The 14,635-nt window shown below is 39.9% G+C and carries 19 protein-coding genes and 2 other annotated features; all 19 genes read left to right on the top strand.

Annotated features, from left to right (window positions below; all coding sequences use genetic code 11):
• The first annotated feature begins 9 nt into the window (after window positions 1–9).
• The 19 genes from radA (at window position 10) to AC1VU3_RS07810 (ending at window position 14,572) form a co-directional block, all read left to right on the top strand.
• The gene (gene radA, locus AC1VU3_RS07720) at window positions 10–1,380 is read left to right on the top strand and encodes a DNA repair protein RadA (RefSeq protein WP_480389142.1); all 1,371 of its coding nucleotides are present in this window, start codon (window positions 10–12) and stop codon (window positions 1,378–1,380) included.
• An 80-nt stretch (window positions 1,381–1,460) separates the two neighbouring features.
• Window positions 1,461–2,558, top strand: coding sequence for a PIN/TRAM domain-containing protein (locus AC1VU3_RS07725; protein WP_482983218.1), 1,098 nt, complete (start codon window positions 1,461–1,463; stop codon window positions 2,556–2,558).
• A 67-nt stretch (window positions 2,559–2,625) separates the two neighbouring features.
• Window positions 2,626–3,315, top strand: coding sequence for a 2-C-methyl-D-erythritol 4-phosphate cytidylyltransferase (gene ispD / locus AC1VU3_RS07730; protein WP_482983219.1), 690 nt, complete (start codon window positions 2,626–2,628; stop codon window positions 3,313–3,315).
• 2 nt (window positions 3,316–3,317) lie between these two features.
• Window positions 3,318–3,797: a 2-C-methyl-D-erythritol 2,4-cyclodiphosphate synthase gene (ispF, locus tag AC1VU3_RS07735; RefSeq protein ID WP_482983220.1), complete on the top strand. Its 480-nt coding sequence runs from the start codon at window positions 3,318–3,320 to the stop codon at window positions 3,795–3,797.
• 116 nt (window positions 3,798–3,913) lie between these two features.
• Window positions 3,914–5,377 carry a glutamate--tRNA ligase gene (gene gltX, locus AC1VU3_RS07740; RefSeq protein WP_480389138.1) on the top strand — a complete coding sequence of 488 codons (1,464 nt, stop codon included), beginning with the start codon at window positions 3,914–3,916 and terminating at the stop codon, window positions 5,375–5,377.
• 56 nt (window positions 5,378–5,433) lie between these two features.
• Window positions 5,434–5,651: a binding site (T-box leader), on the top strand.
• Window positions 5,652–5,755: 104 nt separating this feature from the next.
• Window positions 5,756–6,430, top strand: a complete 675-nt coding sequence (cysE, locus tag AC1VU3_RS07745) for a serine O-acetyltransferase (RefSeq protein WP_480389137.1) — start codon at window positions 5,756–5,758, stop codon at window positions 6,428–6,430.
• Window positions 6,411–7,811, top strand: a complete 1,401-nt coding sequence (cysS, locus tag AC1VU3_RS07750) for a cysteine--tRNA ligase (RefSeq protein WP_482983221.1) — start codon at window positions 6,411–6,413, stop codon at window positions 7,809–7,811. The genes cysE and cysS overlap by 20 nt, the downstream gene beginning before the upstream one ends.
• A gap of 59 nt (window positions 7,812–7,870) precedes the next feature.
• The gene (locus tag AC1VU3_RS07755; protein WP_482983237.1) at window positions 7,871–8,230 is read left to right on the top strand and encodes a Mini-ribonuclease 3; all 360 of its coding nucleotides are present in this window, start codon (window positions 7,871–7,873) and stop codon (window positions 8,228–8,230) included.
• Window positions 8,231–8,232: 2 nt separating this feature from the next.
• Complete coding sequence (gene rlmB / locus AC1VU3_RS07760) at window positions 8,233–8,994, top strand: 23S rRNA (guanosine(2251)-2'-O)-methyltransferase RlmB (RefSeq protein ID WP_482983222.1); 762 nt, start codon at window positions 8,233–8,235, stop codon at window positions 8,992–8,994.
• Between the two features lie 4 nt (window positions 8,995–8,998).
• Complete coding sequence (locus tag AC1VU3_RS07765) at window positions 8,999–9,508, top strand: NYN domain-containing protein (protein WP_482983223.1); 510 nt, start codon at window positions 8,999–9,001, stop codon at window positions 9,506–9,508.
• A 70-nt stretch (window positions 9,509–9,578) separates the two neighbouring features.
• Complete coding sequence (gene sigH, locus AC1VU3_RS07770; RefSeq protein ID WP_480389132.1) at window positions 9,579–10,223, top strand: RNA polymerase sporulation sigma factor SigH; 645 nt, start codon at window positions 9,579–9,581, stop codon at window positions 10,221–10,223.
• Between the two features lie 72 nt (window positions 10,224–10,295).
• On the top strand, window positions 10,296–10,445 hold the full coding sequence (rpmG, locus tag AC1VU3_RS07775) for a 50S ribosomal protein L33 (RefSeq protein ID WP_480389273.1): 150 nt from the start codon (window positions 10,296–10,298) through the stop codon (window positions 10,443–10,445).
• Between the two features lie 41 nt (window positions 10,446–10,486).
• Window positions 10,487–10,672, top strand: a complete 186-nt coding sequence (secE, locus tag AC1VU3_RS07780) for a preprotein translocase subunit SecE (protein ID WP_480389131.1) — start codon at window positions 10,487–10,489, stop codon at window positions 10,670–10,672.
• A gap of 100 nt (window positions 10,673–10,772) precedes the next feature.
• Entirely contained in the window at window positions 10,773–11,306 is a 534-nt protein-coding gene (gene nusG, locus AC1VU3_RS07785; protein WP_480389130.1) for a transcription termination/antitermination protein NusG, read from the top strand.
• A gap of 165 nt (window positions 11,307–11,471) precedes the next feature.
• Window positions 11,472–11,897, top strand: coding sequence for a 50S ribosomal protein L11 (gene rplK, locus AC1VU3_RS07790; protein ID WP_480389129.1), 426 nt, complete (start codon window positions 11,472–11,474; stop codon window positions 11,895–11,897).
• A gap of 129 nt (window positions 11,898–12,026) precedes the next feature.
• On the top strand, window positions 12,027–12,719 hold the full coding sequence (rplA, locus tag AC1VU3_RS07795) for a 50S ribosomal protein L1 (RefSeq protein ID WP_480389128.1): 693 nt from the start codon (window positions 12,027–12,029) through the stop codon (window positions 12,717–12,719).
• Window positions 12,720–12,761: 42 nt separating this feature from the next.
• Window positions 12,762–12,907, top strand: a sequence feature (ribosomal protein L10 leader region).
• A 32-nt stretch (window positions 12,908–12,939) separates the two neighbouring features.
• Window positions 12,940–13,440, top strand: a complete 501-nt coding sequence (gene rplJ, locus AC1VU3_RS07800; protein WP_480389127.1) for a 50S ribosomal protein L10 — start codon at window positions 12,940–12,942, stop codon at window positions 13,438–13,440.
• A 73-nt stretch (window positions 13,441–13,513) separates the two neighbouring features.
• Window positions 13,514–13,876, top strand: coding sequence for a 50S ribosomal protein L7/L12 (rplL, locus tag AC1VU3_RS07805; protein ID WP_480389126.1), 363 nt, complete (start codon window positions 13,514–13,516; stop codon window positions 13,874–13,876).
• 75 nt (window positions 13,877–13,951) lie between these two features.
• A complete protein-coding gene (locus AC1VU3_RS07810) occupies window positions 13,952–14,572 on the top strand; it encodes a class I SAM-dependent methyltransferase (RefSeq protein ID WP_480389125.1) in 621 nt (206 codons plus the stop codon).
• Window positions 14,573–14,635 lie beyond the last annotated feature (63 nt).

The following is a 14,635-nucleotide window of genomic DNA, read 5'->3' on the forward strand; positions in this document are numbered from 1 at the left end:
GAGGAAGTAATGGCGAAAAGTAAAACAAAATTTATGTGCAGTGAATGTGGTTATGAAGCGGCAAAATGGATGGGTCGATGCCCTGGCTGTGGTGCTTGGAATACCATGGTAGAGGAAAGAGAAGTTGTATCTAAAGGACCAAAGCGCTCCTTCCAGCATTCCACTGGCGTAGCCCAAAAGGCAACTCCCATTGTCTCAGTAGAAACGGTTGAAGAGCCAAGAGTCCAGACAGAATTGACGGAGCTGAATAGAGTATTAGGAGGGGGGATTGTCCCAGGTTCGCTTGTACTGATAGGAGGAGATCCCGGCATCGGGAAGTCCACCTTATTATTACAGGTCTCTGCTCTGCTCGCTAATAAAGGAGAAAGAGTATTGTATATATCTGGTGAGGAATCTATTCGCCAAACAAAGCTTCGTGCAGAACGTCTTGGTGTTACTTCTAGCGAGTTATACATTTACTCTGAAACAAATTTGGAGCTAATCAATGACACAATTGAGCAAGTGGAGCCAAAGTTCGTTATTGTGGACTCTATCCAAACAATCCATCATCCGGAAGTTACTAGCGCTGCTGGAAGTGTGTCGCAGGTGCGAGAATGTACAGCAGAGCTAATGCGTATCGCAAAAACGAAAGGCGTGGCAATTTTTTTAGTCGGTCATGTGACGAAAGAGGGACAAATAGCGGGTCCAAGATTACTAGAGCACATGGTAGATACAGTTCTATATTTCGAAGGAGAAAGGCATCATACGTATCGTATTTTACGCTCACAAAAGAATCGATTTGGTTCCACAAACGAGATTGCTATATTTGAGATGGTGCAATCAGGATTAAAAGAAGTGCTAAACCCCTCAGAATTATTTTTACAAGAGAGATCTCATGGTGCTGCTGGGTCAGCCATTGTTGCCTCGATGGAAGGGACACGACCAATTCTCGTGGAAATTCAGGCGCTGGTTACACAATCAAGCTTTAACTATCCTAAAAGAATGGCGACTGGCATAGATCAAAATAGGGTATCCTTGTTAATGGCTGTATTAGAAAAAAGGATGGGGTTACTTCTCCAAACCCAGGATGCTTATATTAAAGTTGCGGGAGGCGTAAAATTAGACGAACCTGCAATTGATTTAGCCGTTCTAGTAAGTATCGTTTCTAGTTTCCGAGACACTGGAGTGAATCCCACGGATTGCTTTATAGGTGAAATCGGTCTAACTGGAGAAGTAAGGAGAGTCTCTAGAATTGAGCAGCGTGTCCAAGAGGCGGCCAAACTTGGATTTAAAAGGGCAATTATTCCCGCTTCTAATCTAGGTGGTTGGGATTACCCTAAAGGAATTCAGGTTATAGGGATTGAGTCAGTAAACGATGCGATGAAAGAAGCATTTTCTTGATGGGAGCTTAAAATGCTCCCATTCCCAATAGACTTCTTTTAGAAGTAGGAAGTATAATGAAAAAGGCGGAGGTGGACATATTGTTAAAATGGATTATACAAATTTCGTTTATATTAATAGGTGGAACACTAGGGTTAATATTTTTACCGCACTTATACGAATTAATTAATTTATCCCAAAACCCTTGGATTAACAATATATACGTTTCTATTCTTATAGGAGCAGTTTTACTGTATTTTGCGGCACTATTCTTAACCGACTATTTGGTGAACTTCATTCAATGGATGGAAGAAAGATTACTAAAAGCTCCAATCGGAGATTTATTATTTGGAACGCTTGGTCTAGTTATTGGTTTAATCGTAGCCTTCTTATTAGGGACAGCAGTCAACAGCATTGAGCTACCAGTTTTCCAGTCTGTTATCCCAGTATTGCTGTCTATCATTCTTGGATATTTGGGCTTTCAGGTTGGCTTTAAAAAGAGAGATGAGCTTCTTCAAGTATTCACTCCATCTAAACAACTAAATGGGAAGAAAAAAACACCTGAGGACCTGGATGATGAAAGACCCGCAAGTTCTTCTGGAATATATAAGCTTTTAGATACAAGTGTTATTATTGATGGACGAATTGCTGATATTTCCGAAACTGGTTTTATTGAAGGGGTACTGGTTGTTCCTCAATTTGTTCTTACAGAGCTTCAACATATTGCTGACTCCTCGGATACGTTAAAAAGAACAAGAGGGAGACGTGGCTTAGATGTGTTGAACAAGCTTCGATCTGAACGTGCAACAGCTGTGAGGATTGTAGAGGATGATTTCGATGATATATCAGAGGTGGATTTGAAGCTCGTTCGTTTGGCTAAGAAAATGGATGGAATTGTTGTAACAAATGACTTCAACCTTAATAAGGTATGTGAGCTTCACCAGGTACGTGTATTAAATATTAACGATCTTGCTAATGCGGTAAAGCCAGTCGTTATTCCCGGGGAAATAATGCACGTAGTTGTTATTAAAGATGGAAAAGAGCATAATCAAGGTGTGGCATATTTAGACGATGGAACAATGATTGTCGTAGAAGGCGGCAAATCTTATATAGGACAAGCGATAAATGTAGAAGTGACGAGCGTCTTACAAACTTCTGCCGGTAGAATGATTTTTGCAAAACCACAAGAAACGAAATAGGGGGGAGGGTTGTTCCGTAAACTAGGAGCAATCCCTTTTTCTGTATCAACGAGGAGGAAGCCAAAAGGTGGAGTATACAGTGCTATTGCCAGCAGCTGGTAGCGGGAAAAGAATGGGGGCAGGACAAAATAAGCTCTTACTTCCGTTGAACAATGTTCCTATATTAATACATACACTTCGAGTATTTCAAAAGGATCCAAAATGCCATCAAATTGTTTTGGCGGTGAAAAATGAGGAAAGAGCACTCATCCAGCAACTACTGGAGGAACACTCCATAACGAAGGTTTCGGCTATTGCTGAGGGGGGAGACGAGAGGCAGCATAGCGTTTATGCTTGCTTGAAGGAAGTCTCTGTAAAAGGGGTTGTCCTTGTGCATGATGCAGCAAGACCTTTTATTAAACAGCATGTTATCCACCAGCTTGTAGAAGCTGCTCAAAAATATGGTGGGGCAGTAGCTGCTGTTCGGGCGAAGGATACGATGAAAAAGGTAGTGGATCAGGTTATTCAAGAAACGGTAGACCGAGAAAGTCTATGGATTATTCAGACGCCACAAGCCTTTCCATATGAAATCCTAGAAAAGGCGGAAAGAGTTGCAGAACAGGATGGCTTTCTTGGGACGGATGAAGCAATGCTCGTGGAGAGGCTTGGAGAAAGAGTGTACATAGTGGAGAGCACCTACGATAATATAAAAATGACGACCCCAGAAGATTTACTCTACGGAGAATTTCTGTTAGCAAAACAGGAACAGGAGGAATAAGAATGATACGAGTTGGACAAGGCTTTGATGTACATGAATTCGCAGAAGGAAGACCGTTAATAATTGGGGGAGTAACTATCCCACACGAGAAAGGCCTTATTGGACATTCAGATGCGGATGTTTTGTTGCATACAATAACAGATGCAGCTCTTGGGGCAATTGGAGAAGGGGATATAGGGCGACATTTCCCTGATACTGACCCGGAGTTTAAAGACGCAGATTCTGCAAAGCTGCTTGAATATATTTGGAAAATGGTTAAAGAAAAAGGGTATGTCTTAGGAAATGTAGACTGCACCATTATTGCACAGCGACCAAAAATGGCTCCTTATATAGAAGAAATACGTGCTCGTGTAGCCCAGCTGCTTAATGCTGATATCTCACAAGTAAATGTAAAAGCGACAACTACAGAAAAATTAGGATTTACTGGTCGCGAGGAAGGTATTGCTTCCCTTGCAACCATTTTGTTAATAAAAAAAGACTAACTTTAAAAATAGCATGAGCAGTGGTAGAATATATAAAGTTTATGAACAAAGATAACCTCTGATGGTATAACTGTCAGAGTTTGCTTATATTCGGAAGAAAATTAGGAGGATTTATCATGACACAAGAAGTTCGCGTACGCTATGCACCAAGTCCAACTGGAAATCTCCATATTGGGGGAGCACGCACTGCATTGTTTAACTATTTATTCGCTCGTCACCATAATGGGAAATTTATCGTTCGTATTGAAGACACGGACATCGAAAGAAATATTGAAGGTGGAGAGCTGTCTCAGTTAGAAAACCTAAAGTGGTTAGGAATGGACTATGACGAGTCAGTAGACATCGGTGGACCTTATGCACCTTACCGTCAGATGGAGCGATTAGATATTTATACAAAGCATGCGGAGGAAATGATGGAGAAGGGGCATGCTTATAAATGCTTCTGTACTCCTGAAGAGCTTGAAGCTGATCGTGAGGCACAAAAGGAAAGAGGAGTAGCAGCTCCTATGTATAATGGGAAATGCCGTCATCTATCTGCTGAAGAAGTAAAGGCAAAAGAAGACGCGGGTCTATCATATACTATCCGTATGCGTGTGCCTGAAAACGTTACTTATTCATTTAATGATTTAGTACGCGGTCCAGTTTCCTTTGAATCTAAAGATGTAGGTGACTGGGTTCTTGTGAAAGCAAATGGAATTCCAACCTATAACTACGCGGTAGTGTTAGATGACTACATGATGAAGATTACGCATGTATTCCGCGGAGAAGAGCATTTATCCAATACACCAAAGCAATTAATGGTGTTTGACGTGTTTGGATGGGAATATCCTGAGTACGGTCATATGACTTTAATTATTAATGAAAATAGAAAAAAACTATCGAAGCGTGATGAATCAATCATCCAATTTGTTGCACAATACAAGGATCTCGGATATCTACCAGAAGCTATGTTTAATTTCTTCGCACTATTAGGGTGGTCTCCAGAGGGAGAAGAAGAGATTTTCACAAAAGAAGAATTTATTAAGATTTTTGATGTGAATCGTTTATCTAAATCTCCATCTATGTTTGATAAACAAAAGCTCACTTGGATGAATAACCAATATATTAAACAGCTTCCTTTAGAAAAAGTGGTAGAGCTTGCTCTTCCTCATTTGCAAAAAGAGGGACTTCTTCCACAAGAACTATCGGAAGAGCAAATGGAATGGGCTACTAAGCTAATTGCACTTTATCATGATCAAATGAGTTATGGGGCTGAAATTGTAGAGCTTTCTACCCTGTTCTTTAACGATGAGTTAGCATATAATGAGGAAGCCTTAGAAGTGTTGGCGGGCGAACAAGTTCCTGAAGTAATGGCGGCTTTTAAAGCTCAGTTAGAGGGCTTAGAATCCTTCGAAGCTACAGATATTAAAGGAGCTATTAAGGCAGTGCAAAAAGAAACAGGACATAAAGGAAAAAATCTCTTTATGCCTATCCGTGTGGTGACTACAGGTCAAACGCATGGTCCGGAATTAGGGGACGCAATCAGCTTAATTGGCAAAGAGAAAGTAATTGAGCGCGTTGCAAAATTTGCAAAACAATAAAATTGACTTTTATAAACCAAGATGTAAGAATGGGAATACAAATATAGAACGGTAAGAGAAAAGCTAGGACGAGGAGAAGTAAGAGGCTTATGTTCTTTAGAGAGGATCATCACCGGCTGAAAGTGATCTGAACCAATGAGCTTCTGAAATGCACCTCTGAGCGCCATGTCGAAGTTTCGAGTAGGCTGGACGTTTATCCGCGTTAAGGATGTTGAGTGGGAATGAATGATATTCTTTCCAATCAGAGTGGAACCACGCTTTTCGCGTCTCTGTCTAATTATAGACAGAGACTTTTTTTATGGAGAGAATTGAGCATCGGTTGCACGGAGTCTTTTCGCTTTACCTATGTATTTCTCATGTTGGAAGGAGTGAATGAGTATGTTTAATCGTATGAAAGAGGATATAGCGGTAGTGTTTGAGCAGGATCCTGCTGCTACTAGCAAGCTGGAGGTAGTACTCACATATGCGGGGCTACATGCTATATGGAGTCATCGAATTGCACATACCTTATATAAAAAGGAGTTTTTCTTCCTTGCCAGGTTAATATCGCAGTTAAGTAGATTTTTTACAGGAATTGAAATCCATCCAGGTGCAAAGATTGGGCGTCGCTTTTTTATTGATCATGGCTCAGGAGTTGTAATAGGAGAAACATGTGAGATTGGGAACGATTGTACTATCTATCAAGGGGTTACACTTGGAGGGACCGGGAAAGAAAAAGGGAAACGCCATCCTACATTAGAGGATAATGTATTGGTTGCTACGGGAGCTAAGGTGCTGGGTTCTATTACGATAGGGGAAAACAGTAAGGTTGGAGCAGGTTCAGTGGTGTTAAAGGATGTCCCTGCCAATTCAACAGTTGTGGGAATTCCAGGAGTGGTGGTTATACAGGATGGTGTAAAGGTGAAGAAAAAGCTAGATCATCAAGACTTACCGGATCCTGTTTCGGATCGTTGTAAACAGTTAGAGGATAAAGTAGCTGAATTGCAAGGACTAGTTGACCAATTAACAGAGGAAAAGGAGCGAAATACTCGCCATGACAATACAAATATTTAACTCATTAACGCGTGAAAAGGAAGCATTTATACCTTTAGAAGATGGAAAGGTAAAGATGTATGTCTGCGGTCCGACTGTATATAACTACATACACATTGGGAATGCTAGACCTGTAATTGTCTATGATACTGTCCGAAAATATCTACAATATAGAGGATACGAGGTAACGTATGTTTCCAATTTTACAGATGTAGACGATAAGATTATTAAAGCAGCAAACGAGCTTGGGGAAGATGTTTCAGAGCTTACGGAACGTTTTATCCATGCATATTTTGCAGACGTGGAGGCATTGGGCTGCAGTAGAGCGGATGCTCATCCTCGCGTAACCGAACACATGAAGGAAATTATTGAATTTATCGAGGTTTTAATCGAAAAAGGCTATGCGTATGAGTCTCAAGGAGATGTATACTATCGAACTCGAAAATTCGAGGGCTATGGAAAGCTTTCTCATCAATCAGTGGATGATTTAAAGGTCGGTGCCCGTATTGAAAGAGGGGAGAAAAAAGAAGATCCTTTAGACTTCGCACTTTGGAAAGCCGCTAAACCAAACGAGATTTATTGGGAAAGCCCATGGGGAATTGGAAGACCCGGTTGGCACATAGAGTGCTCCGTTATGGCGCGTGAAATTTTAGGAGATACAATTGATATTCACGCAGGAGGGCAAGACTTGACCTTCCCACATCATGAAAATGAAATTGCTCAATCAGAGGCGAGAACAGGGAAGACTTTTGCTCGCTACTGGATGCATAATGGCTATATTAATATCGACAATGAAAAAATGTCAAAGTCATTAGGAAACTTTGTTTTAGTGAACGATATTCGAAAGGAAATCGATCCACAAGTTCTTCGTTTCTTTATGCTAAGTGTCCATTATCGTAACCCGATAAATTATTCCAGAGAATTGGTAGAGCAAGCTGAAGCTGGTTTAGAACGTATCCGTACCTCGTACGAGAACATTTTACACCGCTTAAATAACACCGCTAATCTTGGAAATCAAGACGATGTGTGGAATCACAAAATGAATGAGATTAAAGAGCAATTCGAGATTGCGATGGATGACGACTTTAATACAGCAAATGGTATTGCAGCAATCTTTGAGCTATCGAAGCTAGCTAACACATACTTACTGGAGAAGCAAACCTCTTCCCTTGTACTAAATAACTTTATTGAGCTGTTCGACTCTTTGATGGGTGTTTTAGGCATTGTCCTTAAGAAGGAAGAAGAGGTTTTAGACGCAGAAATAGATGCGTTAATTGAAGAAAGAACAAAAGCTAGAAAAGAAAGAAACTTTGCTCGGGCTGATGAAATTCGTGACCAATTAAAAGCGATGAATATTATCCTGGAAGACACAGCGCAAGGCATTCGCTGGAAGAGGGGATAATCGTGACTGAATGGAAAGAAACTAACACAAAGCAATTGAACTCCCTAGCGCTTGCCTATATGGGAGATGCAGTTTATGAGCAGGTTGTAAGAGAGCACCTTATAAAGAAGGGTGGCGTAAGGCCAAACCTTCTTCATAAGGAGGGAACATTCTATGTTTCTGCAAAGGCGCAAGCCTCGATTGTGAGAGAAATGCTGGACCTTCAATTTTTAACAGAGGAAGAAGAAGCGATATTAAGAAGAGGAAGAAACGCCAAATCAGGATCAGTTCCAAAAAATACAGATGTTCAAACGTATAATTATAGTACGGCATTTGAAGCTGTTATTGGCAGCCTATATCTTAGCGGGCAACAAGAAAGATTACAAGAAGTATTGCAGTTTGCGATTGAGTTTATAGAAAAAAAGAAAGGGGAGAAATAATAGTGGTAGAAAACACAGAACAAACTGGAGAAATAATCGCTGGAAAAAATCCTGTCCTGGAAGCTCTGCGTTCGGGAAGAGATATGAACAAGGTATGGATTGGAGAAGGTGTGCAAAAAGGCGGTATATCGGAAATTATTCAACTTGCAAAAAGCGCTGGAGTAATCGTGCAATTTGTTCCGAAAAAGAAGCTAGATCAACTCACGGATGCTAATCATCAAGGGGTTGTAGCTTCTGTTGCAGCATACCGTTATGCTGAGCTGGATGACTTGTTTCAGCTTGCTGCAAGTAAGAAGGAGGATCCGCTTTTCATTATTTTAGATGAGATTGAAGATCCGCATAACCTAGGCTCCATCATGAGAACTGCCGATGCGGTTGGTGCTCACGGTATTATCATTCCGAAAAGAAGAGCTGTAGGCCTCACTGCCGTGGTTGCAAAAGCATCTACTGGAGCAATCGAACATGTTCCTGTATATAGAGCGGGTAATTTAGCGCAAACAGTTGATGAATTAAAGGAGCGTGGGGTGTGGATTGCGGGGACGGATGCTGCAAAGTCAACGGATTATCGAAGAATGGATGCAACTTTGCCACTTGCTTTAATCATTGGCAGTGAAGGCAAGGGGATGAGTCGACTATTGAGAGATAAATGCGATTTTCTTTATTACCTGCCAATGGTCGGTCATGTAACTAGTTTAAATGCATCTGTTGCTGCGTCCATACTTCTGTATGAAATATGGCGTGTAAGAAATCCGTTAAAGGAATAGACTCATGCAGATATTACTTGTCGATGGATACAATATCATCGGCGCATGGAGCGAGCTGAGGAGCTTGAAAAATGGTAAGCTACTAGATGCTAGAGATAGACTGATTGAATTAATGGCAGAGTATAAAGCATTTACCGGTATCCGTGTCATTATTGTATTTGATGCCCACTTAGTTCCAGGCATCGAAAGTAAAACAAAGCAAAACAAAGTAGAGATTATCTATACGCGAGAAAATGAAACGGCTGATGAGCGGATAGAAAAGCTTACGAAAGAACTAAGTCAGCGAAGAGTACAGATATATGTAGCAACATCAGATCTAACAGAGCAAAGAGTGATCTTTGGTCAAGGAGCATTAAGAAAGTCTGCGAGAGAATTAGAAATTGAAATGATTTCTATTTCCTCCAGCATTACTAAGAAAGTAAAGAATATTCAAGAAATGAAGCCTAATTCTAAAATCGAGTTATCGCACGAAGTTGCAGAAATTTTCGAAAAATGGCGAAGAGGATTGAAATGACTCATTGACGCTATAAAATCCGTTCCTGTATACTTATGGTAATACTCGAAATTTAGCTGAGGTGACTTCATTGAAAAGGACAGAACTTGATCTACAAAAATTGGATAGTTTATTGGATGAGGAACTTGTAGAGATGGTTCATCAAGGGAACACTGAAGCGTTGGATTATTTAATTACAAAGTACCGTCCCTTTGTGCGTATGAAAGGAAGATCCTATTTTCTAATAGGTGCGGATAAAGAAGACATACTTCAAGAGGGCATGATTGGTTTGTTTAAGGCGATACGTGACTTCAAAGAGGAAAAGCTATCTTCCTTTAGAGCTTTTGCAGAGTTATGTATTACTAGACAAATAATTACAGCCATCAAAACTGCTACCCGTCAAAAGCATATTCCTTTAAATTCATACGTTTCTTTGGACAAGCCTATTTATGATGAAGAATCTGATCGGACATTGATGGACATGATTACTGGTTCTGTAGTCGATGACCCGGAGGAGTTAATCATTAATAGGGAAAATGTGCACTACATGGAAGGCAAAATGGGTGAAATATTAAGTGAACTGGAGCAACAGGTTCTTGCTTTATACCTTGACGGCCAATCCTATCAAGAGATTTCGGTAGAGTTGAACCGGCATGTTAAGTCTATCGATAATGCCTTGCAAAGAGTTAAAAGAAAACTAGAAAGATATATGGAAGTTGGTAGCAATTACGCTTAGCTGGGATTTTGTTGACATGAATTGCCTGAGGTGATACTCTTGAAAAAGACTTATACGCCAAAAGGTGAGAAAATGACTAAAAAAATCGTCTTGAGTTGTGCGCAATGTGGACATAGAAACTATACAGTGCCTGCTTCTAAAGACAACGAAGCGATAAGAGTTGAAAGAAAAAAGTACTGTGCACATTGTAACGCTCATACAGTTCATAAACAAACAATATGAGTAGTGATGTAAGATAGATTTCTCTGTGGAGGTTTAGCTAAATGGCTAATAATAGTGGATTTTTCAAGAATGTAGTTTCAGAGATGAGAAAAGTAAGTTGGCCAAGACGTAAGGAATTAACGAAATACACGGTTGTAGTAATCTCAACTGTTGTAGTAATGGCTTTATTCTTTGCTTTAGTTGACTTAGGGATTTCTTCACTTTTACGCTGGTACCTAGCATTATAATTGATAGCAAGTATATATTTGAGAATAGCCCGTCTTAGTAAACGAACGGGTTTTTTCATTTTGTCTTAGAAAAGGAGGGAAGGACATTTAGTCCTGACGCATGGAAAAAAATTGGTATGTTGTTCATACGTATTCCGGTTACGAAAATAAAGTAAAAGCAAATCTAGAAAAACGCGTGGAAACAATGGGTATGCAAGATAAAATATTCAGGGTTATCATTCCAGAAGAACAAGAAATAGATATTAAAGATGGTAAAAAACGCACGGTAATGAGAAAAACGTTCCCAGGGTATGTGTTAGTGGAACTGATCATGACAGATGACGCGTGGTACGTTGTTCGAAATACGCCAGGAGTTACCGGCTTTATTGGTTCCTCTGGTGGAGGGACAAAGCCAACTCCATTACTTCCAGAGGAAGTAGATTTTATCTTGAAGCAAATGGGTATGACAGAGCGCAAGGTTGAGGTAGATTTTGCTGTTGGTGAATTAGTAGAAGTATTGGAGGGGCCATTCGCTCATTTCCAAGGTAAGGTTGAAACAATTGATACTGAAAAAGGAAAAGTAACTGTATCAATTGATATGTTCGGTCGTGAAACCAACATGGAGTTAGACTTTGATCAAGTGATTAAAGTATAAATAACACTTGCTAAAAATTTGGATAAGTGATATCATTTCAAAGGTCAGACTAAAAAAACGTCTGTATTAATTTTTATAATGTTATCAGCGCAGAGCTGAGAGACAGATATTTGAGTGGGAGGGGAAACCCTATTACCACATCACGGACTTAAGGAGGTGTGTCTCGTGGCTAAAAAAGTGATTAAAGTTGTAAAATTACAAATCCCTGCTGGAAAAGCAAACCCAGCGCCACCAGTTGGTCCTGCACTAGGTCAAGCAGGTGTTAATATCATGGGATTCTGTAAGGAGTTCAACGCACGTACTGCAGATCAAGCAGGTCTAATCATTCCGGTAGAAATTACTGTATTTGAAGATCGTTCATTTACTTTCATTACAAAAACTCCACCGGCAGCAGTGCTACTTAAAGTAGCAGCAGGAATTCAATCTGGATCAGGTGAACCAAACCGCGTAAAAGTGGCAACGGTTAAACGTGATAAAGTTCGCGAAATCGCAGAACAAAAAATGCCAGATTTAAACGCTGCATCTGTTGAATCAGCTATGTTGATGGTTGAAGGTACTGCACGCAGCATGGGTATTACGATCGTAGACTAATACTTAATGTGCATTTTGATATGACGCATTTGTTTTTTGGAAGGTTGTAGTTGTTCAAAAAGGATAACTGCAACCTTTACACGTGGGAGGTTTATTCCGCTATAACCACTATCAAGGAGGACATTTTAAATGGCTAACAAAGGTAAAAAATTGCAGGAAGCTGCGAAATTAGTAGATAAAAACACTTTATATACAGCAAAAGAAGCTATTGAGCTTGCGAAAAAAACAAGCACAGTAAACTTCGATGCGACTGTTGAGGTTGCTTTCCGTCTTGGAATTGATACTCGTAAAAACGATCAACAAATCCGTGGAGCAGTTGTACTACCAAATGGTACAGGTAAAACTCAACGCGTATTAGTTTTTGCTAAAGGTGATAAATTAAAAGAAGCAGAAGCTGCTGGTGCAGACTATGCAGGTGATGTAGAATACATCAACAAAATCCAACAAGGATGGTTTGACTTCGATGTAATCGTTGCTACTCCAGACATGATGGGTGAAGTTGGTAAAATCGGTCGTGTATTAGGACCTAAAGGCTTAATGCCAAACCCTAAAACTGGTACAGTTACATTTGATGTAACGAAAGCAGTTCAAGAAATCAAAGCTGGTAAAGTAGAATACCGTGCTGACAAAGCTGGTATTATCCATGCACCAATTGGTAAAGTTTCTTTCGAAGACGACAAATTAGTTGAGAACTTCTTAGCTGTATTTGATGTTGTACAAAAAGCTAAACCAGCTGCTTCAAAAGGTGTTTACATGAAATCTGTAAACGTAACTACTACTATGGGACCAGCTATCAAAGTTGATCCACAAACAGTAAAATAATTATTGACAGCCTGAGTTATATTTGATATTATAGCTTCTGTTGTGAAATATACATTTGTACCGAAGACAGTAGGAGCGACATGTCGCTTAAAATTCCTACCGAGGACATGAAATTTCAAATTCTAATTTAGAAGATGACTTTCTGCCTCTGTGTCTACTTGTAGAACAGAGGCTTTTCTTTTGTCGGTATAAGTGGCCAATTCTTATAGGAGGTGCCAAGATGAGCAAAGCAATTGAAACGAAAAAAGTGCTAGTGCAAGATATCGCAGAGAAATTCAAATCTGCTGCCTCTGTAGTTGTAGTTGACTACCGTGGATTAAATGTTGCTCAAGTAACGGAATTACGTAAACAGCTTCGTGAAGCTGGCGTGGAATTTAAAGTTTATAAAAACTCACTTACACGTCGTGCTACTGAAGTTGTTGGGGTTGACGGAATCAATGAATTCCTAGTGGGACCTAACGCAATCGCATTTTCTAACGAAGATGTAGTTGCACCTGCAAAAATCATCAACGATTTTGCTAAAAAGAACGAACAGCTTGAAATTAAAGCTGGTATCATCGAAGGAAACGTAGCTTCAGCTGAAGACGTAAAAGCATTAGCGGAACTTCCATCTCGCGAAGGACTACTTTCTATGCTTCTTTCTGTACTTCAAGCTCCAGTGCGCAACTTCGCACTTGCAACAAAAGCTGTTGCAGAACAAAAAGAAGAGCAAGGCGCATAATTCTCTTTGCTGCTTCGTAATAAATAACCGGCAAATAGCCTAATAAATTATCCAATAATAGGAGGAAAATAAAATGAATAAAGAGCAAATCTTAGAAGCTATCAAAGCTATGACAGTTCTAGAATTAAACGACTTAGTAAAAGCAATCGAAGAAGAATTTGGTGTAACTGCAGCAGCTCCTGTAGCAGTAGCAGCAGCGGGTGGCGCAGCAGCAGCTGAAGAAAAAACTGATTTCGACGTAATCCTTGCATCTGCAGGAGACCAAAAAATCAAAGTTATCAAAGTTGTTCGTGAAATCACTGGTCTTGGCTTGAAAGAAGCTAAAGAAGTAGTAGACAACGCTCCAAAAGCACTTAAAGAAGGCGTTTCTAAAGAAGATGCAGAAGCTATGAAAGCACAACTTGAAGAAGTTGGAGCAAGCGTAGAACTTAAGTAATTTTTGTGCATGCCGAAGTAAAAGCTCGTCAGAATACGACGGGCTTTTCTTCGTATGTATTGTGGAGGGCTTACGGTGTCTGAACATTATTATTCTAAAAAACCTCAAACTGAAAGCAAACCGCGCCATTGGAATTTTACGTTACTTGGCCATAACTTTCGATTTGAAACAGATGCTGGTGTATTTAGTAAGAGCGAAGTAGATTTTGGCTCCCGTGTATTGATCGATGCTTTTGAGGAACCTAAGCTTCCAGGAGATATTTTAGATGTTGGCTGTGGTTATGGACCGATCGGTCTTTCTTTAGCAAAGACATGGAAGGATAGAACAATTCATCTAGTAGATGTGAACACACGTGCAATCCAGCTGGCAGAAAAAAATGCCCAAGCAAACGGGATACAAAATGTGCGAATCTATGAAAGTGATGGGTTGTCGGCTGTTTCTACTGCAAATTTTGCGGCTATAGTTACAAATCCACCGATTCGCGCTGGAAAAGAAACGATATTTCGATTTTATAGAGAATCGTATGAGAAGTTAGCTTCAAAGGGAGAATTGTGGGTTGTGATTCAAAAGAAACAAGGGGCTCCATCAACTTTTAGTTATTTAGAAGAGATTTTTGGTCAAGTGGAGGTTGTCAATAAAGAAAAAGGTTATTGGATTATCAAAGCCACAAAGATTGACTTGACAAATTCGCTATGATATTATAGTAAAATGCAAAAATATTATTTTGAGGACGTGTGCCCTTTTGTATAAACCAATAAC

It is taken from the genome of Psychrobacillus sp. Z16_25 (assembly GCF_056856695.1).